Here is a 25,971-nt window from a genome sequence, read left to right as displayed (position 1 = left end):
GAGGATCTTGTGGCAAAAACAATTCTGAAATCGGTATTCCATCAGGGTAACTTTTGTGATATCCTCATTTCTAACAAGCGATTTGCGAAGATTGGTGGTCTAACGCCCAAGGATTACGAAAAGGCCAAGGTGGTTGACTGCAATGGCCTTGCGATTCTCCCGCCGTTCTACAATGGACATTGCCATGCAGCCATGACCCTTTTAAGGGGATATGCCGATGACATGCCGCTCCAGGAATGGCTTCAGAACCATATCTGGCCCTTTGAAGGAAAGATGAAGCCCAAGGACATTGAAATCGGAAGTCGTCTAGCGATTCTTGAAATGATCAAGTCCGGGACGGTCTTTTTTGCGGATATGTACTGGCATCGCGAACAGACCATGAAGGTGGTGAAGGAAATGGGCATCCGGGCAACCATCGGGGTGACTTTTGCCGAAGGTCTTGTGCCACAAGAGGCTATCGAAAACAACTTCAAGTTCCTTAGGGATCATAAGTTTGAATCGGATCGAGTAGCTCTTGCAGTAATGCCTCATTCTCCCTACATGGTTGGGGAAAAGCTCTTCAAGCGTTGCGCCCAGGTGGCTCGGGAGGAAGAAATGATTCTTCATACCCATCTGGCAGAAACCAAGAAGGAAGTGGCGGATTGCAAGAAGCAGTATGGCTGCACTCCTGTGGAACTGATGGATCGTTATGGCGTGCTGGGCGGAAACTTTGTGGCTGCCCACTGCGTTCATATGAATCAGGATGATATGGCGATGATGGCGGAATCCTGTTCGGCAGCTATTCTAAATCCCTGTTCTAACCTAAAGTTGTGTAGTGGCATTCCCAAGATTCCCAAGATGCTGGAAAGCGGTATGTTGGTGGGAATTGGTACTGATGGTGCATCTTCCAATAACAATCTGGATATGCACGAAGAAATGAAGCTAACGTCTCTTCTCACTAAGGTGTCCAGCAGTGCTGAAAAGTTGCCTGCAGGAGAAGTATTGAAGATGGCTACCTCCAATGTGGCTATTGCCTATGGTATACCTGCAGGTGTGATTGCAGAAGGTTTCCTTGCGGACGCCCTGCTGGTGGACTTGAAAAACGAACGCCTGAATCCCTGCCACAATCTGGTGAGCAATTGGGTGTATGCTGCCGATTCCAGTTCCATTCATTCTGTCCTCTGTAATGGACAGTTCGTCATGGAGAATCATCATGTGGATGGGGAAGAAGATATTGTGCGTGAAGCGGAACTTTGCGCAAAGCGCCTGGCGTAGCAATAAATTCTTGCATTAAGAAAGCCCTGCTGAGCAGGGCTTTTTCTCTACGGGTTCAAATTTATTTTGTAATGGAAGTTGCTTCGTCTACAACTTTTTTAGCGGCGTCTTTAGCAGCATTTTTAGCTGCGTCCTTTGCCGCATCCTTCACTTCATTGGCTGCTTCAGTTGCCTTGTCTGTAGCTTTTTCTACGGCCTTCTGGGTAATTTCAGAAGCCTTCTTTTCGGCTACACCCACCAGGTCGATGGGGTCTGAAGAGAAGCCCATCAGTTCCAAGCTATTCTTGTATAAGCCATAGCCCACAGATGCGTCGCGAGCGGCCAGGAGTGCTTCTCCAAATGGCATAATATGAAGAATGGAAAAAATGACAAAGCAGATCAGGATGGACTTGATGAAACCTAGCAGGCCGCCGAATACGCGGTCGATTCTTCCGAAAGTTGTATCGGCAATGGCTTTCTTGAGCAAACGTCCTATGAGAAGTAGGAACAGGAACGGAATAAGGAATCCCAGGGCCATGCAGACGATGGTGGTGGAAAACTGGCTAAGTCCGAGATTTTCAAGAATTATTTCGGACAGGTAGTCGTTGGCGTAATAGGCGCCCACGATGGCTGCAACCCAGGCCATGAGGCGGAAAATACCGCGAAGGAATCCGTGCCAGATACCTAACAGGGTAAGGAGCAGAATGAAAATGAGGCTTGCGATATCAATAGCGTTCATAGGGTAAATTTACATGATGTAAGTGACGATGGCGAAGGCGATGGCCGCAAAGAGGGCTCCCAGACCAAAACCCTTCAGGAGAGAGAGGGCCTGGCTATCCTGATAGAGCGGGGGAGTGCTGTAATCTTCTTCGCTGATGTTTCCGTCTTCGCTATGCTTTACTGCGGAAAGCCACATACCCATATAGGGGGAGAGGTCTCTGGGCAATTCCTTCATGAGGGAGGAGAGCTTTTCGGCGGCATCATTGGCGGTGAGGGGGCGGTCCTTAGGCTTCTTGCTTAAAAGCTTTACCACCAGCTTGGCGAGTTCGGGAGGGACCTTGTCCTTGGGAAATGCCTTGCGGGTGACGCGAAGTCGCTGGATGCGCTGTGCGGTATCCCTAAAGTTTGTTCCGCGGAAAACGTTTTCGCCAAGCAGCATCTCGCTTGCAATAATCCCTACGGCGAACAAGTCGGAGGAAGCGGTTGCTTCTGCGCCAACCGTCTGTTCCGGGCTCATGTATGTGACTGTTCCCAGAATGACGTTTTCGCCTGTAATTCTCAGGTCCGTGGAGTCATCCTTCATGAGCTTGATGGCGTTATCGTTGTGGGCGATACCGAAATCCAGCAGACGGACGCGGCCATCCTTGTCGATCATGATGTTGGATGGCTTTAAATCGCGATGGACAATGCCACTGCGATGGGCATGTCCCAGAGCGCTCAGCACTTCGTAGATGACATTGAGGACCACCCACAGAGGCGGGGTGGGGCACTTGTCTAGAATTTCTCGCAGAGTCTTGCCGTGGACGAATTCCATGGAGATGGAATACTTGCCGTCCTTCTCTTTCCAGAGGGCGTGGGGTGCGATAATAGCGGGATGATTGAGGTGAGCCAGGATGTAGGCTTCCTGAAGGAAGCGACGGACGTTTCCTTCGTTCTGTTCCAGGTCGTCCTGCATTTGCTTGACCACCACCATACGATCCATGGACGGGTCATGACACAGCCACAGGTTGCCCATAGCGCCGTGTCCCAGCTCCTGTACCGGCTTGTATCCACCGATTTTATTTGTCTTCCCAGCCTTCTCTGCCACTAATCAACTCTCGTAACTAATAACTCATATCTCGTAATTCGTAATTAATAACTCGTATCTCGTAACTCGTAATTAGTAACTACTTCTCTTCGCCCAGGTAAATGCTCTGGTGCTTGCTCTTGGGATCGGGATTGGGGTAGTCCAGAATGTAGTGGAGACCGCGGGATTCCTTACGACGGAGGGCTGCAATAAGAATCATCTTGGAAACCTGCAGAGCGTTCAAGAATTCCAGGAAGTAGAAGTTTTCTATTTCCTTATTCTTGATGGCGGTCTGCACGTCTGCTTCGAGACCGGCGATCACCTTGAGACCCTGGTTCAAGCCTGCTACCGTACGAACGATACTGCAGTAGGTCCACATCATGTCCTGCAGGATCTTGCGACGCTTGCGCCAGTAGGCGGACTTGGTATAGGAAACCTTTTCCTGCTTCTTGGAATGAGACGTGCTGATCTTATCCTTCAGGATGCCAGATTCAGTGATGTTATCAACGGCACGAAGGGCGTAGACCACGCTTTCCAGCAGGGAGTTGGAGGCCAGACGGTTTGCTCCGTGAACACCTGTTGCGGCGACTTCGCCGCAAGCATACAAGCCCTTGATTTCCGTACGGGACCAAGTATCCACAAGCACACCACCGCACATGTAGTGAGCGGCAGGAACCACAGGGATCCATTCCTTGGTCATGTCCACGCCAACTTCCTTGCACTTGGCATAGATGTTGGGGAAGTGGCTCTTGATGTCCTTGGGAGTGTGACCGGTGAGGTCGATAAACATGTTGGTCTGGCCCAGGCGCTGCATTTCGGCGTGGATAGCGCGTGCCACGATGTCGCGAGGTGCCAGGGAGTGGAGGGGATGAACCTGGTTCATGAACTCTTCACCCTTGTAGTTCTTCAGGATGCCGCCAAAGCCACGAACCGCTTCGGAAATCAGGAAGGGCTTCTTGAGGCTGGGTGCATACAAACTAGTGGGGTGGAACTGCATGAATTCAATGTCCTGCAGTGCGGCACCTGCGCGGGCGGCAATTGCCATACCATCGCCACAGCTATCCGGCGGGCAGACGGTGTACTGCCAGATACGGCCTGCACCACCTGTGGAAAGGATGGTAGCCTTGGCATAAATATTTTCCACGATGCCGGTCTTCTGATGAATAATCTTTGCACCGACGCAACGCTTGTCCTTGCCTTCGCCCTGGCAGATCAAATCCTTGATGTAGCAGTTTTCCAGGTAGTCGATATTCTTCTGCTGGTGCAGGGTGCACAGCAGTGCGCGCATGATTTCCTTACCGGTAAGGTCTGCGGCGTGGAGAATGCGGTGATGGCTGTGTCCACCTTCCAGATGGAGGTCAAATTCAGAATGGTTTTGCGGATTGGGGGTGAACTGGACACCCCACTTTACCAGCTGCTGGATGGTGGCGGGACCACTCTTGGTGAGGATGTTCACCGGTTCCTTCTTGCAAAGGCCTGCACCTGCTTCAAGGGTGTCGTCGATATGGAACTTGAACTTGTCCGTTTTTTCGGTAACGGTTGCGATACCGCCCTGGGCGTAGTTGGATGATCCGTCCGGTTTTGCTCCCTTGGTAAGAATCACTACTGACAGACCTTTTTCTGCGGCGTGAAGGGCTGCACTCAGACCGGAAATACCGGCTCCCAGGACCAAAATATCGTACATATTCGAACTCCGTTAAGTAACTTCGACTTTGGATATCCCATAAATAGAAAAAAAGCCGTATTTCGGCATTATCTAGAAGTAAAATAAAATAAAATGGAATTTTTTACTACATTTTGCCCCGACAAAATTTTAATGGAGTCATCTCTATGTTAACGTGGATTAATGAAAAAGCCAAGTGGATTGTTGTAATCTTCGCTGCAGGTATCGCAGTGGGCCTTCTGGCCATGGACCGTGTGCCTAACACTGCACAGAGCCATCCGGTAGGTGTGGTCAACGGCGAAAAGATTCCCTATGGCGAATTTGAAGCTCAGGTCAAGAGAGTTACTTCCCAGGCTCAGGCTCAGGAACAGCGTCTCGAAGACGAACAGTACAACCAAATCCGCAACAGCGTGTTCAATGAATTCGTTCGCAAGAACGTTCTTGAAAACCTCTACGCCAATGCTGGTATCCAGGCTTCCGATCCGGAAGTGGTAAACGAGTTCGTTCGCAACCCCAATGCTGTTGCTAGCTATATGTCTCAGGAAGTGAACGCTCGTATCAGCATGATGCAGCAGCAGGCTACTTCCCAGGATGACTTCATGCAGCGCTACCAGGCATACCTTGCAACTCTGCCCAGCTTCCTCACTGACACCAACTTCAACCAGGCTGCCTACGAAGCTTGGGTGAAGCCCAACGCTGGCAAGTGGCCTTCTCTCCGCGAACTTGAAGAACAGTTCGTTCAGAATACCATCCCCATGCGTCAGCTCCAGATTTTCGTTGGTGCAGGCGCTCACTCCACTAGCCTGGAAGCTAAGTGGGCTGCAAACCGTCGCCTGACCGACTACGAACTGCAGGTGGCAGTCGCTTCTTCTGCAGACTTCGCTGCTGACGAAAAGACCATTGATGATGCTGCAATCGCTGCTTACTACAACGCTCATGCAGATAGCTTCTTCGTGAAGAAGGATGTGGCTAAGTTCGTTTACGCCATGCTCCCCATCAAGCCCACCGATGGCGACATCGCTCAGATTCTCGATTACGCCAAGACCAACATCTACGACGTTCTCGTTGACTCCAACAGCTCTACCACCTTCGAAGAAATGGCTCGCATTTCCTCTGAAGATCCGGGTACTGCAAAGAACGACGGCAAGCTGGATCAGCCCGCTGGTCTCGGTCTCTATGTTCCTGAATTTGAACAGGCTGCTCTCGCTCTGGATTCCGGTGCAATCTCCGCTCCCATTGCAACTCAGTATGGCTTCCACATTATCAAGTGCTACAGCAAGTCTACTGATTCCACCGGCAAGACTCTTGCTAACGTGGGTCACATCCTGCTCCGTATCAACGCATCCTCTCAGACCATCGATAGCCTGAAGAATGAACTCAACGGCATCAAGACTGACGTTGACGCAGGCAAGTCCTTTGAAGAAGCCGCTGCAGCTCGTAATCTCCAGGTTGCAACTTCCAATTGGATCGCTCGTGGCGAAAACATCGCTGGCATCGGTTACCTGAAGGGCCTGGGCGCATACGCATGGCCCAACGAAATCCTTCCGGAAGAACCCAGCAAGGTTTCCCCGATCATGGAAAATGCAAACTTTGCTGTCGTTGCCATGAAGGTTGCTGATCTTGAAGCTGGCGTTCGTAGCCAGGACTACTATGCAGAAAGCATCAAGAACACTCTCCTCCAGCAGGCTTCCGCTAAGGCTGCTGCCGCTTACCTGACTTCCGTTGCTGCTCAGGTGAAGGCTGCCAAGTTCGACTCCACCGACGCTGCAATCGAAAAGGTGAAGCTGGACAAGAAGAACGCTTCTGTTGAAGGTTACGTTCCTGGCTTCGGCTATGGCAGTGTTGAAATTGCCAAGGCTCTCAAGAACGCCAAGGAAGGTGAATGGTCCGATGTCATCACTACTGAAAACGGTGCTGTGATGGTGAAGGTTGTTTCCAAGAAGGCTCCTGCTGATGACGCTGTCGCCGCAGAAATCGCTTCTCAGCAGAACAGCCGTAACATGAACCAGTCCATGATGTTCAACGATTTCACCGGCAACCTGGTGAATTCTGCCAAGGTCGTGAACAATATGGACCTGTTCTACAAGGACTAATGACAAAATCCTTTAATGTTGCTATATTAGCGCCCGCTTCTTAAGCAACATTTCGGTGCCATCGTCTAGTGGTCTAGGACACTGGCCTCTCACGCCGGCAACGAGGGTTCGAGTCCCTCTGGCACTATAAAAAAAGACAATTCCTTCGGGAATTGTCTTTTTTTGTGTGTAATGTCACACTCATTATTATTTATTGGTATATTCCAAAATAAAGTTCTATCTTTGGGTTTAGGATTGGCGTTTAATGCGTTTATTTGATGGAAAGATTGTCTTAAGACTCTTGCTGATTGTGGCATGCGTCTTCTTTGTAGGGTTTTTGCCGGAGGTTATTACTCTTTCGGTAAGTCCTGTTTTTATTGCCGCCTACATTTTATCCATCGTTCTTGTTCTTGCTGTCGCGCTTGCATATCGTTTCCCCATGATTGGAAACACAAGAAAGATGCGTACAGATGTGAAGATTGAAGAACATGCGACTGGATCGTTCCATGTCAGAGATCTCCAGAAGGATTTGCTTGAGAAGGATGAACTTTTCAAGATGATGGTGGATGTTTCCTCCAGCGGCTTCTGGACTTTTGATGTTGCATCTGGAAAGGTTTACTGGTCTCAGAAGGCTGCCAAGCTTTTGCTTAGCGATACCTTTACTGTGGGGGATACGTTTGACGCTCTCCACGGCCGTATTGTGGATACGGACTGGGAAAACTTCAAGAAGGTGATGCGTACCGCCCTGGAAACGGGTGAAAGTTTCTCCCTGAAGGTTACCGTTCTGAATGCGGATTCCGTGGAGCAGTTCCTCCAGATTTCTGGTAATATCCAGAAGAATGAGGAAGGTCGTCCCATTCGCATTATCGGAGCCATCAACGAATATTCCGATCGCGCATCCTCCGAAAAACAGAATTATTTCTACGCCTATCAGGATGCATTGACCGGCGTATACAACCGTAAGTTTTTCCTGGAAAAGCTGAAGATTGATGTAGACCTTGCACAACAGCGTCCGGATTACGTTTTTGCGGTTGCCCTATTGGACATCGATAGCTTTGGCGCTATCAATACGTCTTATTCCACCAATGTTGGTGACCGTGTGCTCCGTATTGTATCTGACCGAATCAAGTCCCAGTGCCGCAACAATGATACGATTGCACGTATTGGACCTGACGTGTTTGCCATTGTTCTTCACGGCTTGCAGGACAACAACGACGACGTCCTGACGGTTGTCCGCAGAATCCATAATGCAGTGAAGATGCCCATGCAGATGGATGGTCGTTCCCTCTATATTAGTTCCTCCATGTCCGTGGTTCTGAATCACGACGTGGACTGCGTGGAAGATATTCTTGCTAATGCGACCGCCAGCCTTCGTGAAATCAAGAAGAGCGTGAACCATGGCGGTATCCAGTTCTTTAGCGGTGGTATCCGTGAAAAGGCCATGAAGCTGTATAAGCTAGAATTTGAAATTCGTAGGGCTATCCAGGCCCAGGAATTCATCTTGCTTTATCAGCCCATTGTTGACATTACTAAGAACAATCGTATTGCTGGTTTTGAAGCCTTGGTTCGCTGGAATCAGTCTGAACGTGGCGTTATTTCTCCGGCGGAATTCATTCCTATTGCAGAAGAAACTGGCTTGATTATCCCCATGGGTGCACTCATTCTTCGTATGGCTTGCCTGCAGGCTAAGAAATGGGTGGATATGGGGTATAAGGATATTCAAGTGGCCGTGAACTTCTCTGCAAAGCAGTTCGCCCTGGACAACATGGTGGAGGACGTGAAACGAGTCCTGCTCGAGACGAAGCTGAATCCTCGTAACCTGAAGTTGGAAATTACAGAATACACTGCCATGTGCGAAGCGGAAAAGACCATCGAAATCATGAAGGCTCTTTCCGGTATGGGACTTCAGATTTCTATCGATGACTTTGGTACCGGCTATAGCAGCTTGTCTTACTTGAAGCGCTATCCCATTCACACTCTCAAGATGGATAAGTCTTTCATTGACCATGTGGCAGATGACGAAGAAGATGCTTCCTTTGCTCGAATGGTGGTTGGAATTGCCAAGAGTATGGGACTGGACCTCATTGCGGAAGGCGTCGAAAACGAAGATCAGCTGGAATTCCTTCGTGCAGAAGGTTGCCGCCTGATTCAAGGTTTCTATTTCAGCAGGCCACTTTCTCCCGAAGATGCTCTGACTTATATGGAAGAGCACTACGGCGAACCCGTAGTAAAAGCTTAAAAGGAAAGGCTCGCATTCGCGAGCCTCTTTGCATTAATTAGATGTTGTAACAGTTGCGGGTGTTTTCCCGGCATTGCCTGTAGAGTTCGTCTACGGGTATCTTTTTAATATCCGCAAGCATCTGGGCGGTGTAGGGAATGAAACCGGAATGGCATGTCTTCCCGCGGTGAGGAACGGGGGCCATATAGGGCGAGTCCGTTTCCAGCAGGATCTGGTTGTAGGGTACCAGCATGGCTGCATCTCGAACGTTCTGTGCACTCTTGAAGGTAACGATTCCCGTAAAGCCGATAAAGACGTTGGCGTCTAGTGCCAGCAATTCCTCGACGAATTCAGGGTCTCCCGTAAAGCAGTGAACGTGAATGTTCCTGTTGTGTAAATCCGCATTTCGCAGGATGGCTAGGGCGTCATCGTCTGCTTCTCGCAGGTGGAACACCAGGGGTTTTCCAGAGGAAATTCCAATGGCAAGCTGTCGCTCGAACAGCTTACATTGTTCGTTCTTCTTGTCGGCTCCGTAATGATAATCCAGGCCGATTTCTCCGCAGGCGACGCACTTGGGATGCTTCAACAGCTCTCCAATGCGGGCTTCATCTTCGGGTGTCGTCACGCTGACGTACTCGGGATGGATGCCGAAGGCTCCGTACACGAAGCTGTACTTCTCGATGAGTTCAACACCGCGGGTCAAGTCCTTGGGGTCACATGCCACATGGATGAATGCCTCGGGCATTCTCACGTTGGGGTCCGGTGCGTCGGACTTGGAACTGCTCCAGCTCTTCTGGCTGCTTAAGTCGGGAATAGGGAAGGAGGGGGAGTCGCCTCGGGCGGCGTCGGTTGCAGCCTGCAGTCGAGCGAACAATTCGTCCAGCTTTTCGCCGGAGTATTCCTCGTAAGCATCAAGATGGCAATGAGAATCGATAAACATTAGTAGCTTACTTCTACAATCTCGTAGGTAATGGTGCCGCGGGGAGCTTGTACTTGCACTTGTTCGCCCTGTTTTTTACCCATGAGGGCTTCTCCAACGGGGGATTTCATGCTGATTTTACCCTGGAGGGGGTCAATTTCCTTGTCGCCCACAATCTGGTAGGTCTTTTCACGCTTGGTTTTAACATCTTTCAGCTTGATGGTGGCGCCAAAGCGGATGGAACCATCATCGGAAGCCATACTTTCAACGACCTTTGCTCCGTCCAGAATGCGGTCCAGTTCACGAAGGCGGCGGTCAATTTCACGGACACGCATACGGCCATAGGTATAGGCGGCGTTTTCGCTACGGTCACCTTCGGCAGCGGCGGCCTGAACCTGGTTGATCATGGCGGGACGCTCCACATACTTGAGCTGCTCCCATTCTGCTTTGAACTTCTCAAAGCCTTCTTTTGAAATAAGATGTTTCATGGCCTAAATGTAGAAAAAAGCGCCTTGACTTGTAAATTTTTGCTATCTTTGACCTCCGTATGAGCATGTTGCATAGATTGCCCAAAAGAAGACAGGAACCGAAGATTAAACGATTGAGTAGAATCTACTACAATCGCATGTTCCCCAAGAACCAGGACGCACTTCGTGTCGCTTTTTCTGTTTTCGCAGGTGTATTTATCGGCATTTGGCCCACTATTGGTGTGGCTATCATTTTGACGGTTGCATTTTGCGCCTTGTTCCGTTTGCCTAAGGTTCCTGGCGTAGTATCCTCTTTTGTAGCAAACCCTTTCACCCAATTCGGGCTTTTCTATCCGGCGGGGTATTATATTGGCTGCCAGATCATCGAACCGGATAAGATCCATTTCGACTTCCTGTCCGAAATGGAAGGGCTTTCCTTCAAAAATTGCGTCACCGTTATCAAGAATTTGGCTCACAACGCACCGGATCATCTAATCGCTTTCTTAATTGGCATTACAATTGTTGCAGCCATCGGCGGAATCATCTTTTTTATTCTAGCTTATGTCATCGTAAGTCACCGCCGCAAAAAGTGGATTGCAAAGAAGACTGGATTTATTCATAATCTTATTGCTGAAGACGAAGTTTTAATCAAAGAAGCTCACAAAGGAAAGAAACCTATGATGCACATCTATCCGTTCAAGGCTCTTCGCCCGGTTGACCCCGCCGAAGCCAAGAACATCTCCGCACTCCCGTACGACGTGATGAACCGCGCTGAAGCCAAGGAAATGGCTCAGGGCCTTCCTCACTCCTACCTCCGCGTTACCCGTTCCGAACTGGAACTGGACGATAGCGTTGACGCATACGACCCGAAGGTCTACGCTCATGCTCGCGAAAACCTGGACAAGATGATTGCCGACGGCGTTATCGCTCACGACAAGAAGGATTGCCTGTACATCTACCGTCAGACCATGAACGGTCGCGAACAGTACGGCCTGGTTTGCTGCGTTCCCGCAGAAGACTACTTCAACGGCATCATCAAGAAGCACGAACTGACCCGCGCAGACAAGGAAGAAGACCGTCTCCGTCATGTTCTGGGCACCAACGCCAACACCGGTCCGGTGTTCCTGACCTACCGCGACGAAGGTCAGTTCGAATTGCTGGCTGACGTGATTAAGACGGCCCCCACTTATGACTTCGTTACCGAAGCTGATGGCTTTGGCCACACCGTTTGGGTTATCGAAGACGACGCCAAGATCGCTGCTATCCGTAAGGCTTTCGAAGCTGTTCCCGTGAGCTACATCGCTGACGGTCACCACCGTAGTGCTGCTGGCGCTCGCGCCGCTAGCTTCCGTGCCGAAGAAGCCAAGAAGGCCGGCACCTACACTGGTGAAGAAGAATTCAACCGTTATCTCGCTATCCTGTTCCCCAGCACCCAGCTGAAGATTCTTGACTACAACCGTGTTCTCAAGACTCTGAACGGCCACACTCCGGAACAGCTCATGGCAGAAATGGCCAAGGTCTTTGACATTGCAGAACTTGCTGAAATGCAGAGCCCCGCAAAGCAGAACCAGGTGAACTTCTACATGGGCGGCAAGTGGTATGCTTGCACCTTCAAGTCTGAATACCTGCAGAACCTGGGTCCTGTGGACAGCCTTGATGTGGCTCTCCTCCAGAAGCTCATCTTGAAGCCCCTCTTCAATGTGGACGATCCCCGTACCTCCAAGAACATCGACTTCGTCGGTGGCATCCGCGGTCTGGGCGAACTGGTAAAGCGCGTTGATAGCGGTGAATGCACTTGCGCATTTGCAATGTACCCGACCACTCTGGACCAGCTCATGAACATCGCCGACGCTGGCGAAATCATGCCGCCCAAGAGCACTTGGTTTGAACCCAAGCTCCGTGACGGTCTCCTGGTTCATACTCTGGACTAATGAGCTGAAAATCGCTGGAATACGGCGACGAAAAGCAAATGAGAAAGGCGTCTAGTTTTGCTAGACGCCTTTTCTGTTATATGTTCTTTTCAATTCTTGCGGAAACATCTTGAAGATTATTTTGCCCCTTTAGGTAGTTTTATCTTGGATGTTTTTGGCGGTTTTTTTTCCGCATCCTTTTCTTCATTGGATTCTTCTGAATTGAAAAACTCGGTAACGGCATTGACAGCTTTGCTGATGAGTTCTGAGGCTAGCCTTGCTGCCGTTTGAGTCTTTCTGATGGTCGGTGCGATGACGCTGTTCTGGAATCTTGTAGGGGTCTCCATGATGCGTCCAGTGATTTTATCTGCAGTCACGTAGCCTGTCTCGCGGGAGTCTGGACAGTTGGAACCTTTGTTGCAAACCAGGTAGTAACAGTCGTCTTCAATCACAATGGTATTGATGGGGTCAATGATTTCTTCCACAACTTGAGGCGTAAGAGAATCTTGATTAGCGAGGGAATCCTGAACGAGAGTGTCTTTGATCGTGGGCGGATTTTGTGGAATGATTTTCTTTGATCCGCGGAAAATCTTTCGCTTTAAGGCGATGGGGGCGTTGCCCGGTTCGCTCTGTCGAATTTGAGTTTCGATGAGGAAGCGATCCTGCCAGGGGAGGAAATCGATTTCGTTGAGGCTGACCTGACGGTTGGCAATTTTGGTAGAGCCTACACGGTCCAGGTTAATCTCGTGCTCGCCTTGCCAAAGGGTTGTTTGGATGATGATATGCTGACCCTTATTCCGCAAGTATCCAATCACGTAATCTTGTTCTACATCATTGAGCTGATCGAAAACAAGCGTGTCTCCCGCTTTAGGAACGTAGAAGGCTCTGCTCTGGATAAAGGTGTCTTCCTGCTTCCACTTAAAGTTTGTGCGAGGGGTTGTGACTCGGCCTTGGTCGGTAATCTTGATGGTATCGCCAGGCTGTCCCAGGATTTTACGGATCATCTTCTCGTTGCCGGGTCGGCTTTCCAGAACGATGTCACCTTCTTCAAAATGAGTAAGGCAGTTGGGAAGTTGGCACATCCAGATGACGGAGCGTTCCTTGAATCCCGGACTCATGGAGTTGTCCATCAGACGGAGCGGTACGAAGGCGTAGTAGCGAGCCACGCCCGATGCTCCAAGAAATGCAAGAAGCACAAGAAACAACAGCAAGACATGCCGTTTTGAATTCCGACGATGTAACCTTTTCAGCTTTTGCTTTAAGGACGCCATTGTACTTCCTGATCCCCGAATGTGGATTAGTCTTCGCTGCCGCCAGAGGAGTTGTCGGAGAGGGAAAGCACAGCGAGGAATGCTTTCTGGGGCACTTCCACGGAGCCGATGCTCTTCATGCGCTTCTTACCTTCCTTCTGCTTTTCAAGGAGCTTGCGCTTACGGGTAATGTCACCGCCATAGCACTTGGCAAGCACATCCTTACGGACTGCCTTAACGGTGCTGCGGCTAATGATCTTGCCGCCGATGGCGCCCTGGATAGCCACGTCGAACTGCTGGCGAGGAATCAAATCCTTCAGCTTCACGCAGATTGCCTGGGCGTAGGTATGGGCCTTGTCGCGATGGATAATCACGGAGAAGGCATCCACCGGGTCACCGTTCAAAAGAATGTCCAGCTTCACCAGGTTATTCTGGCGGTAGCCCATGGGAGCGTAGTCCAGACCTGCATAACCGCGGCTCACGGACTTCAGACGGTCGTAGAAGTCGAACATGATTTCTGCCAGCGGGAGGTTGTATTTCAAGATGCACTTGGTCTCGTCCAGGTATTCCATGGTCTCGAACTCGCCGCGCTTTTCATCGCAGAGAGTCATGAGGGCGCCCACGAATTCCTTGGGCGTAAAGATCTGAGCCTTCACGTAAGGTTCTTCGATGTGGTCGTAACGGCTGGCATCGGGGAGCTTAGAGGGACTTTCGATCTTGATCATTTCGCCATCGCTCATGTAAACGTGGTATTCCACGTTGGGAACGGTGGTAATGATGTCTACGTTAAACTCGCGGTCCAAACGTTCCTGCACGATTTCCATGTGCAGAAGGCCCAAGAAGCCTGTACGGAAACCAAAGCCCAATGCTTCGGAAGTTTCCGGTTCCCAGGTAAGGGCGGAGTCGTTGAGACGCAATTTTTCCAGGGCTTCGCGCAAGTCCTTGTAATCTTCCGGATTGATGGGGTAGATACCGGAATAGATCATGGGAAGAATGTCCTTGTAGCCGGGCAGTGGCTCGGTGGCCGGATTTGCCGCATCGGTCAAGGTGTCGCCAATCTTCACGTCGCTAATGGTCTTCACGTTGGCAAGCACATAGCCTACCATGCCCGCGGTCAGTTCTGGCTTGGGATCGCGACGCATACTGAAGGTGCCCACTTCGGTCACCATATATTCGCCGCCGGTCTTCATCATGCGAATCTTCATGCCTGGCTTGAGAGTGCCTTCTACAATACGGATGTAGTTGATCACGCCGCGGTAGGAATCGTACACGGAGTCAAAAATCAAAGCCTTCAGGGGCTTGTCGTTTTCGCCAGTGGGAGCGGGAATTTCGTCCACAATCTTATCCAGCACTTGTTCTACATTCAAGCCTGTCTTTGCAGAAATGCGGGGAATCTTATCGGGATCGTAACCCAGCAAGTCGCCAATCATCTGGGCGAAATGGTCTGGTTGTGCGCCCGGCAAATCTACTTTGTTCAAAACGGGAATGACTTCCAGGTTGTTTTCGATAGCCAGATACAAGTTGGAAAGGGTCTGGGCCTCAATACCCTGGCTTGCATCCACCACCAGGATTGCACCTTCGCAAGCGGCCAGGGAACGGCTCACTTCGTAAGTAAAGTCCACATGCCCCGGGGTATCGATCATGTTCAGGATGTATTCCTTGCCGTCACGTTCGTACACCATACGGATGGCGTGGGCCTTGATGGTAATGCCGCGTTCACGTTCCAGATCCATGTCATCCAGGAGCTGGTTCATCATTTCGTTCTTAGAAACAGTCTTTGTAAGCTCGATCATACGGTCGGCCAGGGTGGATTTACCATGGTCGATGTGGGCGATAATACTAAAGTTTCTGATATTGTCGTTGTGAGCCATATAGTCCCATTTAATAATTTTGGAACAAATATAGAAAATGGCGCAAGAATGTTGGAAAAATGCGCTCTAATTGGGAGTGAGTCGGCTATAGTTGGTTTTTAAAAAATCTATATTCTGTTTACAAATTGAATCTTCAATACGATTACATAATAGGATCTATGAAAATCGTTAAAAAACTATTGCTAGCGGCTTTAGTAAGCGGCCTTGTTTCCGTAAGCTGTGCAAAGGTGAAAACCTTTGACAAGGACTATACCGGTATTAAGGAAATCGAGGCAACTATCGAAACCCACGAAGGTACAATCGTACTTTCCCTGGATTTTAAGTCCGCACCCAACACAGTTGCAAATTTCGTGGAACTTGCCAATAGCGGGTTCTACGATGGCCTGACATTCCATCGTGTCATTCCCGGTTTCATGATTCAGGGCGGCGACCCGAAGGGGAATGGACAAGGCGGTCCTGATTACACCTTCATGGATGAAATCAGCAAGCTTACCCACGAAGAAGGCGTTATCTCCATGGCAAACCGTGGTCCTAACACCAATGGCTCTCAGTTTTTCATTACCCAGACGCCGCAGCACCACCTGGACGGAAAGCACTCCGTTTTTGGCAAGGTCATTAAAGGTCTGGATGTGGTCTGCCGTATTGAGCAGAACGACCCTATTATAAACATTAAAATTGTGGAAAAGAAGTAACCTATGAGTTCTAAGAAAGCATCGACAAAGGAAACCAAGACTGCTGCTAAGAAGCCGGCTGCAAAGCCCGCTGCCAAGGCTGCAGCAAAGCCTGCCAAGGCCGCTGAAAAGAAGCCTGCTGCAAAGGCTAAGGCTCCTGAAAAGAAGCCCGCAGCAAAGACTGCCACTGCTAGTGCTGCCAAGAAGCCTGCACCTAAGGCTGCTGCAAAGGATACCAAGGTTACCGCAAAGGCAAAGCCCGCTGTAAAGGCTCCTGCAAAGGCTGCCCCCAAGGCCGAACCGAAGGCTGCTGCGAAGTCCGCTGCCAAGGCTCCCGCAAAGGCAGCTCCTAAGGCTGAACCGAAGGCCGCAGCAAAGGCTGCTGCCAAGGCTCCCGCAAAGGCCGCCCCTAAGGCTGAACCGAAGGCTGCCGCAAAGCCCGCAGCCAAGGCTGCTGCAAAGGCTGAACCGAAGGTTGCTCCTAAGGCAGAACCCAAGGCTGCAGACAAGAAGGCAAAGGCTGCTGCAAAGCCTGTTGAACAGCCTGTAGAAAAGGCTCCCGAAGCAAAGCCCTCCAAGGCAAATACTAAGGTTAAGCCCGAACCCGAAGTTGTTGAACATGTGGATGCCGCTCCTGCTAAGGATAACGGCAAGAAGCCTGCCAATGATTACGACTATGCAATTCTTCTGGAAGGCGTGAAGAAGCTTTCCAAGTCCATCATGTTCGTCGAAGTGGATGAACAGGAAGATCGCTCCAACAAGAAGAAGATGTCTTCTGAAATGAAGAGTCTGGAAATGAAGCCTACCGCTTCTATCCGCCGTAAGAGCTCTCTTGCTGAAGAAACCCAGGAAGAATTGACTGAACGTATTTTGAAGGAACTGGAAGAACAGAACCTTGCCTTCGAACGTGAAGCGGCAACTCAGATGTGTACTCGCTGTAACCGCAATCTTGTCTCTCCGGAATTCTGGGTGGACAAGCACCTCGGCTACTGCGAAGAATGCGCTATGATTCTGAAGCTTGGTCAGTCCAAGGAAGCCCGTAAGGTGGAATACCAGCTGGGCGCCATGGGCGGTGACTCTCTGGACGAAGAAGATGATGAAATTCTCGGACCGGATGCAGACGACCTGAAGGAAGCCGAAGAAGATCTCGCCGAAATGGATGACTAGCGTACAAATCTTGGCTGCACAAACAAGCTTGCTTGTTTGTATTGCCAAGATGCAGTGCGAGGGACTCGTAAGAGTCCCCTAGTTGACTCGCTACGCGAGTCGGTTAAGAAGCTACGCTTCGCTTGCTTTAGGGCGGGCGGGGCCCAAGCTCGGAGTTGCGAAGGCCGCACGGGCCCCTCCCGCACCCTCCCCATCCTTGGCCGACGCGCAAGCAGGTTAGAACATTACTGCAGGAAAGAAAATCTTTATTTCTAATTAGAATTTCTATAAAAAAAGACGGACTTTTGTCCGTCTTTTTTTGTACAAGATATTTCTAGAGGGGAGGGCTTAGTTGATCTTATTAGTTGATCTTTCGCATGACGCCGATGACGCGACCTGCGATAGAGAAGTCCTTGTCCTTCTTGACGATAATCGGGCTGTAGGTGGGGTTTGCGGGACGCAGTTCCACATGGGTGGGAGCCGGATGATAATACTTGACGGTAGCTTCGTTATCCACCTGGGCAACGATGATTTCACCACGGTCTGCAGTCTTCTGCTGACGTGCGAATACCAGGTCTCCATCGAAGATACCTGCGTTGATCATGGAGTCACCCTTAACGCGGAGAGCGAACACGTCGGTGCGGCAAGCCAGGAAGTCGCGGTCGATGGTGACGGTGCCTTCAAGGTTCTGTACGGCGAGAATGGGTGTACCTGCTGCAACGCGGCCTACGATAGGGATTTCGATAGAATTGCTAGGAGCGATATCCTTGACTTCTTCGTTGCCGTTGGAAACGATTTCGATACCGCGGCTCAAGCGGGGAGAACGGTTGATGTAACCCTTCTTGATGAGGGCTGCCAAGATGGAACGAACGCCATTGGTAGAAGAAATTTCAAAATGGTTGCCGATTTCGCGAACGGTAGGCGGCATGCGATTTTCCTTGGAATACTTCTTGATGTAGTCCAGGATTTCTTCCTGACGCTTGGTCAGCTCCTTGCGGGGGCTTGCATCACCATAGGTTTCGGTTTCGACATCGCGGTCGAAAGCGGGCGTAATAATGTTCGGTTTTTCCATCTTGTACCTCTTAAATTTTTACGATTATAAATATAGTGCACTCTTGGGCAATTGTCAATACTTTCACTGCACAAAAAGTAACTTTTTCTTTTTTATCACTGAACGAACTTATTTTTACTTTCTATCTTTGGCCATATGGATCATCTTTCCGAATTTCTCACCTTTACGCATTTGCCTTCTCTGTCCCTGTTCAAGAATGTTCAGGGGGAGGCTATCCATGTCAATGGAACCACCATTCCGGTAGCATCCATGATGGTGGCAATCCGTTTCCAGCAGAAGCCGGAACACATCCTGGTCATTGCCAAGGATTACAAGAGTGCGGAAACCTGGGTAGAAAACTTGGAAAGCATGGTGGGGGAGGATTTCGTCCGTTTTCTTCCTTCCATCGGATTGAAGCCTTACGAAAAGAAGGTGCCCTTTGAGGGGGTGCTGGAAGAACGTCTGAAGTTCTTCCGCGACTTGGAAAAGAACGAAGCGCCCTTCATTACTGTTTGCCCTCTGGATGCATTCCTCATGAGGTTGCCAGCTCCTGGCTCCATCATGAAGAATTCTCGCACCCTGAAGGTGGGTGACGTATTTGAGCCTTCCACATTGCGCCCCTGGCTGATGGACCATGGCTTTGTGGAACAGCCTGTGGTAAGCGGTGTGGGGGAATTCTCCATCCGAGGCTGTATTGTTGATGTCAACTGCCTTTTGTATCCTCATCCCATCCGAATTGAATTCTTTGGCGATGAAATCGAATCTATCCGTAGTTTTGATATTTTCAGCCAGCGTTCTGTAGAAAAGATGAATTCCGTACAGCTTTTCCCCATGGGAGAGTTTGTAATTCCGGAAAGGGAACTGGCGAAATATAATGGCGATAGCGCTGGGCTTTGGTGGAACCGCAGTAAGTACGAATCACTAGACTATACGCTGCTGGATTACCTACCAAAGGCCCCGCTGGTTTTTGAAGAATTATCAGTACTTTCAGAAACTGCCACCAAGTATTTTTTCAAGTGCGAAAATGATTTCCATGAGTTGCGTCAGGTCGAAAGTGATGCAGTTCCTCCCAGCGAAATCTGGTTGAAGATGGGTGAGGTTTCCCGCAGTTTTGCTGGTCGTGGATCCATGGATTTGACCCGCGTCAATGTGGATGATGGAAACTGGCATGACTTGCATTGTCGTGTTCAGGATTTCTCCTCCACAGGTACGGATGCGGTGGCGAAACAGATTGAAGAGTTTACGGCTGCTGGCGGCTCCGTCTTCGTGGTGGCTCCCACCTCTGGCGGTATTAATCGCCTGAAGACCGTGTTCAGTGACTTGCCCATTGAGGACTATATTCTGGGCAATCTTTCGGAAGGCTTCTGGCTGGAAGAAGATAACGTGGCCTTCCTGACGGAAACTCGAATTTTTAATCGTCATTCCAACAAGACCCGCAAGAGGAAGGTGTCCGGTTCTGTTTCCGGCGCTCTGATGATTGAATCCTTGAATCGAGGAGACTTCGTCGCTCATGAGGATCATGGCGTAGGTAAGTATCTGGGCCTTGTCCGTGTGGAAGTGAACGGCGGTATGGTGGACTGCGCCTTGCTGGAATACGAAGGGGGCGACCGCCTGAAATTCCCTGTGGCAGACCTCCAGAAGATTGAACGTCTGGACCACGGTGAGGAACCTCCCAAGCTGGATAAGCTAGGCGGCAAGAGCTGGGAAAACCTGAAGAAGCGCGTCAAGCAGAAGGTCATCCAGATTGCCCGCGACCTGGTGGAACTGTACGCCAAGCGTGAAATGATTGAAGGTTTCGCCTTCCCGAAGGACGGCAAACTTCAGGAAGAATTCGAAGAAGCTTTTGAGTACGACCCGACGCCGGACCAGGTGAAGGCAACTGCAGAAATCAAGCAGGATATGGAAAGCCGCCGCCCCATGGACCGTCTGGTTTGTGGCGACGTGGGGTTCGGCAAGACGGAAGTCGCCATGCGTGCGGCCTTCAAGTGCGTGGTCAGCAAGAAACAAGTGGCCCTTCTGGTTCCCACCACCATTCTTGCCGCCCAGCATTACGAAAACTTCATGGATCGCTTCGCTGGCTTTGGTATCAATATCTCTCTTGTAAATCGTTACAAGACTGCCAAGGAAAAGAAGGATATTTTCAAGCAAGCGGAAGAAGGGAAGGTGGATATCCTGATCGGAACTCACGCACTTCTCTCCGAAAAGAACAAGTTCAAGGACTTGGGACTTCTCATCATCGATGAAGAACAGAAGTTTGGCGTGAAGCAGAAGGAAAAACTCCGCGAGCTCCGCTTGACGGTGGACTCCCTGAGCATGAGTGCAACGCCCATTCCCCGCTCCCTCCATTTGAGTATGACCGGAGTCCGCGACATCTCCCTCATTAATACTCCGCCCATCAACCGCCTTCCCGTAGAAACCACCTTGATGAAGCGGGATGACGAAGTGATCAAGAACGCCATCCTGGATGAACTGGCCCGCGGCGGCCAGGTGTTTATCGTCAACGATCGCGTTCACAGCATTTACACTCTGGCGGATGAAATCGAGGCTCTAGTTCCCAACGCTTCCATCGGTGTGGCTCACGGCCAGATGGATGACCGCGAACTGGAAAATGCCATGGACGCCTTTATTTCCAAGAAGTTCGACGTGCTGATCAGTACCAGCATTATTGAATCTGGCTTGGACGTTCCTAACGCAAATACCATCATCATTATGAACGCCCATCACTTTGGCATTAGCCAGCTGTATCAGATGCGCGGTCGTGTGGGACGCAGTAGTGTTCTTGCTAAGGCCCTGCTGGTGGTTCCCGCCAAGCACGAAATCTCGGCAGAATCCATGCGTCGCTTAAAAGCTCTGGAACAGTTTACGGACTTGGGTAGCGGCTACCAGCTGGCTATGCGCGACTTGGAAATTCGTGGCGCAGGTAACTTGCTGGGCCAGGAACAGCATGGCTTCATCGCTGAAGTGGGCTTTGAAACCTATGTTCGTCTGGTGAAGGAAGCGGTGGAAATGCTTCGTGGCGGCCCCGTGGAAAAGCCTATCCAAACTCGCGTGGAACTGGGTGTGGATGCCTATCTGCCGGAAGACTACATTCAGGATGGCCTTACTCGAATCGACCTTTACCAGCGTATTGCCCGCATTACCCATACGGATGAAATTCAGAGTATTGCCCAGGAATTGGAAGACCGTTTCGGTCCTGTGCCTGACCCCGCCAAGATGTTGCTGCTAGTGACGGAAGTGGGGCTTCTGGCTGGCCGCCTGCGTATTCAGGGTCTTGTCCAGCGAAAGGGAATGCTTGCGGCAACCTTCGCGGAATTCCCGCCTCCCGATGTTCGTATCATCAGTGAAATGTACGGCCTCGCTCTGTTCCCTATGCGTATTCTCGCAGGTTCTCCTATGCAGGTGATTATTGAAGTGGGGAAGGGTTCTGCAAAGACATTGGCGGAAAACGCCCTCAAGCAGTTCCGTTCCTTCGCAGTCATTAAGGCTCAGGCAGCCACCATCCAGCCCAAGAACCCGCTGTTAGCAGGCGTGGGTGAGGTTAAGAAATAATTCTTCCACAGCCTTTAGCTGGTGGATAATTCGTTCTGCGGTCCAGCTTTCATCATCGGCGTCCGTCTCGAATCGGACTTGCTCTGGAGGGATTTCCCTGATGGCAGCTACCGTAGACTTCTTTCGGAAGGAATCTGCGTGAAGGCTGAATACTGCCCGAGGTCCAAGCAACTTCTGGGCGGAACGAACTGCGGAAATGTCACCGCCAAAGCGATGGAAGACCACCTGGGGAATCTGCCTAGCGTCATCTGCTACTGCTTGTAAAATGCGAGAATAGTCCCCGACGCAATGAATGTGCAAGGGACGGTTTAAATCTTGCGCAAGTTCAATTTGCCTTTTAAATACTTGCTCCTGGATGCCTGCGGGGGCATACCCTTCAAAGCGCTTGTCCAGTCCGCATTCTCCCACATCGGCTTCTGGATGTGTTCGCAGGATTGCCTTCAGATGTTCAAAGTCTTCATCCGTCATTTGGGTCGCCACCATGGGGTGGATTCCAAAGGCTTGATGTGCTTCCAGTCCCCGGGATTCCAAATCCAGGGATTTTTCCCATTCCCGAGGTTCGCAGGCGATGGTATTAAAACCTGTTCCGACGTCAAAAAGTCCCTTTGCAACGGTCGTGGGAGACTTAAAACGGGCCAGGTGAAGGTGAAAATCGAACATCAACTACAATATAGCCACGAAAAATCAAAGAAAAAGCCATAAAAATCAAATTTCATCTTGTTTTTCCTAGGAAAAAAGCCTAATTTGATAGCAACAATTTTTATTTACACTAGAAAGGAGTTTTCTAATGCGCGATCTTTTGGAAAAGGTTTTGAATAAGGGTCTTAACGTTTCTTTCTCTCAGGAAGCAGGCTTCGCTATCATCCGCATCACCAAGGGTGCTGACATTGTTGCCAGCTGCAGCGTTGGTTCCTCTGACTTCCGTTCCAGTGTTGAAGAATCACTCCAGTCCCTCATCATGGAACTGGACCGCAAGGGCCTGTAATTCCGCAAGCCTCAAGCGCCGGTATTAAAAAAAGCTAGATCGCAGAAGCGACCTAGCTTTTTTTGTGTGTGAAAAAGGCATCTGGTCTTAACCAGATGCCTTTTGAAATCGCTATCAACGCTCTTGCGTTAGTTGATTCTACCAACCAGGTTGCCAGAGAGCATGTAGTCCTTGGTAGAGCCGAAGTTGTGGAAGCCAGCGGACAGGCTGAAGCGGTCGGTGAAGGCCTTTTCGATGTAGAATGCACCGAGAACGTCCTTAACATGCTTCTGCTTGTCGTTCACGCCGTAACCGCATTCATGACGGTCCTTAACGTATTCAGCTTCGAGAATGATACGGTCCACAACCTTAGTGGTGATTGCGATACCGCCGGTCACCGGCAGGTTCATTTCGTCGGAAGCATCCATCAAAGCAGCTTCAGCAAAGATGCCGAAGGTGTTGTTGAGGGGGAGGTTGAACTTGGCGGAGATGTTGTGCTTCAGGTCTGCGTCGGCGTCATAGATGGCGTCGAACAGGTTTGCACGGTATGCCAGCTGAACCTTCAGACCTTCCAGACCTTCCAGACCGTGGAAGTTGAATGCTGCACGGAGGTCGCCCTTGTTCAGGTTAGAAGAACCGCTGATCAAGGATAGGTACATGTCCAGATTTTCAGTCGGGGTGAAACCGAACTGCAACTGGTTTTCAGACTTCTGAGTAGAGAGGAAACCGTTCAGGTAACCATCGATGTAGCCACCGAAGTAGTCGCCGCTCTTGTCTGTGTTGTCCCAACGACCCACCTTGAAGGTGAAGTATTCGGTACCCTGCTGAGCCCATGCTTCGTCCAGGGAGAAGTTGTCGGCAACATTGTTGGAGTTGGAGCGGATAGCTTCGCGCTTAACCTTCTTGGAATCGTAATCGCCAGTAGCCAGGTCGCCCGGATAGAATGCGATACCGATCTTGCCCTTGAAGTCGTCGGTTTCTGCGAGGACTGCAAAGTTTGCTTCGCCGTTCCACACTTCGAAGTTGTCGCCCAGATCGTCGTCTTCGCTTGTCCAGAAAGTCTTGCCTGCTTCCAATTCGAAGTCGGCGTTGATGTCGAAGTTAATCTGGTTTACAGACATCACTGCGTTTTCGATCATCTTTTTCTTCTTGCGACGCTTCTTCTTCTTGGGCTGGTCGTTAGATGCTGCTGCAACTTCTTCGGTTGCTGCGGGAGCTGCTTCTACTGCAGGTGCTGCTTCGGCGGGAGCTTCAGCGGCGGGAGCTGCTTCGGCGACAGGTTCTGCTGCAGGTGCTGCTTCTGCTACCGGAGCTTCGGCTGCGGGAGCTTCTGCGGGGGCGGCTTCTGCCACCGGTGCTGCTTCCTGTGCAGGAGCTGCTTCAGCTACGGGTGCAGGTTCTGCAGCGTTAGCGGCGGGAGCTGCTGCTGCGGGTGCAGCTGCTGCGGCGGGTGCAGCTGCTGCGGCGGGTGCTGCATCCTGGGCGTAAACTGCTGCGGCCAGAACGCAAGAGGCGAGGAACATTTTTTTCATATAAGGAACTCCTTTCACTAATTCCACAATCAAATTGTAGTAAAAAAATATTCACGTAGGGAAAATACACCATTAAAAAGCTAATTTTAGCCCCAAGTGAGGTTGATTTTGAGAAAAGTTCTTATTTGTGCTCTGTTTATTCTTACCACATTTGCATTTAGTCAGGAAACTCTTTCTGTTTTCCGTAAATATCAAAACGAAGTTGATGAATCCAATCCTGCAGGCTCCCTGATTGTTTCCGACTGGATCAAGGAACTTCCTCCTCCCCAGGATTCCGTTAAGAAGTTCAGATTTGAAAAAGACACCGTCTATGTCATGAAAAAGGGCAAGAAGGTGTACGACAAGAAGGGCAAGCCTAAGTTCAAGGTCAAGAAAAAGAAAGTCTACTACTGGGAAAAGGTGGAATCCAGCGAACCTCCCAAGTATCTCCCCATCCAGTGTAAGTTTGGTGATGACCTCTGGGTCAAGCGCGCCGACCTGGCTCGTTTCAAACAGGCCTCCCAGGACTTGAGCGGTGTCTACGCTTCCAACTCCGGTACGGTAACCCTCAAGAAGTCTCCCACCAATCCCCGCCTGTTCACCATCGTGATTCAGAATGGTCCCTTTGGCAATCGCGCTGAATTCGAGGCAAGTAACGTGGAAGCCCGTGAATCCAACGGCAACATCCGCATGACCTACTCCGAAGAAGACTGCACCGTGGATGTGGCTGTGGTCAACCGCAAGGTCAAGGTGGCACAGCGTGGCTGCACAGCCTACAACGTTGGCTCTTACGCATTGGAAGGCGACTACAATACTTTCAAGGGTAATCCCCGCGTTACCGAAAACTTCAGCTCGCCGGAACAGGCCTTTACCTACAAGTACTTCAAGTGGTGCGATAGCGGCTTTGATTCCTGCAAGGAAGAAAAGGACGAAAACGGCAAGGTGACCATCACCTGGAGTAAGGGCGGCAACGGCTTTATTGAACGTAAGGCCGGCGACGAAGTTCATACCTACCGTCCCTTTGAACATGTGATTCCCCATAAGCGCGACTTCTTCAAGGGTGAAAAGCCCCTGGCAATCAAGACCAAGCGTACCGATATTAGCGGTGAATGGTGGATCTGGTACTTCTATCCCAAGGCTGAACGCTTCAAGATGGTCCGTGCAGGCATGCGTGAAGACATCGCCCAGATGGAAATTTACGAGTAATTGCCCCTGCCGGATCTCTAGTCCAGTATATGAACAAGGCCGTTGAACAGTCCCGCATCTTGTTTCTTGATACAAGCGCCGTGGTGCGTCTTCTGCAGATGCATCCGGATTACTATCCCGTTGTATCCGAAGTGCTGGACTATGCCTACGAAAAGAACATTACCCTGCTGGCATCTTCTGTTACCTTGTTCGAACTTTCCCAGAAAGCCTGTGTAGCGGGGGAGGGCGTTCTTGCCCGCCAGTACCGCGAATTCTTCGAGAATTCCTCCAACGTCAAGCTCTGCGACGTCAATGGTGAAATCGCCGTGAAGGCCGCGGAACTCTTTGCTGCCGCAGGTCGTACCAACCATAAAATTTCCGAAGCCGATTCCTTACGTCTGGCCACCGCCTTCGTGAACGGTGCCGACTGTATCCTTACAGAAAACGCCAACTTTGCCAGCGCTATGGACATTCCCGTAGTGACTCTGGACGAAGTATAGTTTTC

20 protein-coding genes and 1 tRNA gene are annotated in these 25,971 nt (G+C 50.5%); 11 read left to right on the top strand and 10 right to left on the bottom strand.

All coding sequences use genetic code 11. From position 1 onward, the window contains the following. Positions 1-9 precede the first annotated feature (9 nt). Positions 10-1,254 carry an amidohydrolase gene (locus BUB59_RS01695; RefSeq protein WP_073225053.1) on the top strand — a complete coding sequence of 415 codons (1,245 nt, stop codon included), beginning with the start codon at positions 10-12 and terminating at the stop codon, positions 1,252-1,254. Between the two features lie 61 nt (positions 1,255-1,315). Here the strand turns inward: BUB59_RS01695 and BUB59_RS01690 are convergent, their stop codons facing one another. The 3 genes from BUB59_RS01690 to nadB form a co-directional block, all read right to left on the bottom strand. Continuing rightward, positions 1,316-1,972 (bottom strand): CvpA family protein, encoded by a 657-nt coding sequence (locus tag BUB59_RS01690; RefSeq protein WP_073225051.1) that lies wholly within the window; start codon positions 1,970-1,972, stop codon positions 1,316-1,318. Positions 1,973-1,981: 9 nt separating this feature from the next. Then, the gene (locus BUB59_RS01685; RefSeq protein WP_073225049.1) at positions 1,982-3,040 is read right to left on the bottom strand and encodes a serine/threonine protein kinase; all 1,059 of its coding nucleotides are present in this window, start codon (positions 3,038-3,040) and stop codon (positions 1,982-1,984) included. 79 nt (positions 3,041-3,119) lie between these two features. After that, entirely contained in the window at positions 3,120-4,703 is a 1,584-nt protein-coding gene (nadB, locus tag BUB59_RS01680) for an L-aspartate oxidase (protein ID WP_073225047.1), read from the bottom strand. A gap of 146 nt (positions 4,704-4,849) precedes the next feature. Here nadB and BUB59_RS15730 point away from each other — a divergent pair, with 146 nt between their 5' ends. The 3 genes from BUB59_RS15730 (at position 4,850) to BUB59_RS01665 (ending at position 8,993) form a co-directional block, all read left to right on the top strand. Then, positions 4,850-6,775, top strand: coding sequence for a peptidylprolyl isomerase (locus BUB59_RS15730; RefSeq protein ID WP_083540120.1), 1,926 nt, complete (start codon positions 4,850-4,852; stop codon positions 6,773-6,775). Between the two features lie 54 nt (positions 6,776-6,829). Next, positions 6,830-6,902 (top strand) — tRNA-Glu (locus BUB59_RS01670). A 117-nt stretch (positions 6,903-7,019) separates the two neighbouring features. Continuing rightward, positions 7,020-8,993, top strand: coding sequence for a putative bifunctional diguanylate cyclase/phosphodiesterase (locus tag BUB59_RS01665; protein ID WP_073225045.1), 1,974 nt, complete (start codon positions 7,020-7,022; stop codon positions 8,991-8,993). 37 nt (positions 8,994-9,030) lie between these two features. Here BUB59_RS01665 and BUB59_RS01660 read toward each other — a convergent pair whose 3' ends face one another. Next, positions 9,031-9,912 (bottom strand): TatD family hydrolase, encoded by an 882-nt coding sequence (locus BUB59_RS01660; RefSeq protein ID WP_073225044.1) that lies wholly within the window; start codon positions 9,910-9,912, stop codon positions 9,031-9,033. Beyond that, complete coding sequence (greA, locus tag BUB59_RS01655) at positions 9,912-10,379, bottom strand: transcription elongation factor GreA (RefSeq protein ID WP_073225043.1); 468 nt, start codon at positions 10,377-10,379, stop codon at positions 9,912-9,914. Before greA ends, BUB59_RS01660 begins: the two co-directional genes overlap by 1 nt. 113 nt (positions 10,380-10,492) lie before the next feature. Here greA and BUB59_RS01650 point away from each other — a divergent pair, with 113 nt between their 5' ends. Further along, positions 10,493-12,289 carry a DUF1015 family protein gene (locus BUB59_RS01650; RefSeq protein ID WP_234979894.1) on the top strand — a complete coding sequence of 599 codons (1,797 nt, stop codon included), beginning with the start codon at positions 10,493-10,495 and terminating at the stop codon, positions 12,287-12,289. A gap of 116 nt (positions 12,290-12,405) precedes the next feature. Here BUB59_RS01650 and BUB59_RS01645 read toward each other — a convergent pair whose 3' ends face one another. Together BUB59_RS01645 and lepA are read right to left on the bottom strand one after the other, a co-directional pair. Then, the gene (locus tag BUB59_RS01645; RefSeq protein WP_143160174.1) at positions 12,406-13,539 is read right to left on the bottom strand and encodes a S26 family signal peptidase; all 1,134 of its coding nucleotides are present in this window, start codon (positions 13,537-13,539) and stop codon (positions 12,406-12,408) included. A 26-nt stretch (positions 13,540-13,565) separates the two neighbouring features. Then, entirely contained in the window at positions 13,566-15,389 is a 1,824-nt protein-coding gene (gene lepA / locus BUB59_RS01640) for a translation elongation factor 4 (protein WP_073225041.1), read from the bottom strand. Between the two features lie 158 nt (positions 15,390-15,547). On the opposite strand from lepA, the gene BUB59_RS01635 reads away from it, so the two are divergent. Together BUB59_RS01635 and BUB59_RS15120 are read left to right on the top strand one after the other, a co-directional pair. After that, a complete protein-coding gene (locus BUB59_RS01635; protein WP_083540119.1) occupies positions 15,548-16,081 on the top strand; it encodes a peptidylprolyl isomerase in 534 nt (177 codons plus the stop codon). A 3-nt stretch (positions 16,082-16,084) separates the two neighbouring features. Beyond that, the gene (locus BUB59_RS15120) at positions 16,085-17,227 is read left to right on the top strand and encodes a hypothetical protein (protein ID WP_073225040.1); all 1,143 of its coding nucleotides are present in this window, start codon (positions 16,085-16,087) and stop codon (positions 17,225-17,227) included. Between the two features lie 340 nt (positions 17,228-17,567). Here BUB59_RS15120 and lexA read toward each other — a convergent pair whose 3' ends face one another. Further along, positions 17,568-18,278 carry a transcriptional repressor LexA gene (gene lexA / locus BUB59_RS01625; RefSeq protein WP_083540118.1) on the bottom strand — a complete coding sequence of 237 codons (711 nt, stop codon included), beginning with the start codon at positions 18,276-18,278 and terminating at the stop codon, positions 17,568-17,570. Positions 18,279-18,413: 135 nt separating this feature from the next. Here lexA and mfd point away from each other — a divergent pair, with 135 nt between their 5' ends. Beyond that, complete coding sequence (gene mfd / locus BUB59_RS01620) at positions 18,414-21,806, top strand: transcription-repair coupling factor (RefSeq protein WP_073225039.1); 3,393 nt, start codon at positions 18,414-18,416, stop codon at positions 21,804-21,806. On the opposite strand, the gene BUB59_RS01615 is transcribed toward mfd, so the two are convergent. Next, positions 21,777-22,466, bottom strand: coding sequence for a TatD family hydrolase (locus BUB59_RS01615; protein WP_073225038.1), 690 nt, complete (start codon positions 22,464-22,466; stop codon positions 21,777-21,779). The two genes, mfd and BUB59_RS01615, sit on opposite strands and share 30 nt — an antisense overlap. Before the next feature lie 127 nt (positions 22,467-22,593). On the opposite strand from BUB59_RS01615, the gene BUB59_RS01610 reads away from it, so the two are divergent. Then, a complete protein-coding gene (locus BUB59_RS01610) occupies positions 22,594-22,791 on the top strand; it encodes a hypothetical protein (RefSeq protein WP_073225037.1) in 198 nt (65 codons plus the stop codon). Positions 22,792-22,919: 128 nt separating this feature from the next. On the opposite strand, the gene BUB59_RS15455 is transcribed toward BUB59_RS01610, so the two are convergent. Beyond that, positions 22,920-24,302 carry a hypothetical protein gene (locus BUB59_RS15455; RefSeq protein ID WP_200778791.1) on the bottom strand — a complete coding sequence of 461 codons (1,383 nt, stop codon included), beginning with the start codon at positions 24,300-24,302 and terminating at the stop codon, positions 22,920-22,922. A 108-nt stretch (positions 24,303-24,410) separates the two neighbouring features. On the opposite strand from BUB59_RS15455, the gene BUB59_RS01600 reads away from it, so the two are divergent. Both BUB59_RS01600 and BUB59_RS01595 read left to right on the top strand, forming a co-directional pair. After that, the gene (locus BUB59_RS01600) at positions 24,411-25,487 is read left to right on the top strand and encodes a hypothetical protein (protein WP_073225395.1); all 1,077 of its coding nucleotides are present in this window, start codon (positions 24,411-24,413) and stop codon (positions 25,485-25,487) included. A 29-nt stretch (positions 25,488-25,516) separates the two neighbouring features. Further along, positions 25,517-25,966, top strand: a complete 450-nt coding sequence (locus tag BUB59_RS01595) for a type II toxin-antitoxin system VapC family toxin (protein ID WP_073225033.1) — start codon at positions 25,517-25,519, stop codon at positions 25,964-25,966. The last annotated feature ends 5 nt before the right edge of the window (positions 25,967-25,971 follow it).

It is taken from the genome of Fibrobacter sp. UWEL (assembly GCF_900142535.1).
Classification (GTDB): domain Bacteria; phylum Fibrobacterota; class Fibrobacteria; order Fibrobacterales; family Fibrobacteraceae; genus Fibrobacter.
The sequence above is the reverse complement of the archived record's forward strand: the minus strand, read 5'-3'. Positions and strand labels throughout refer to the sequence as shown.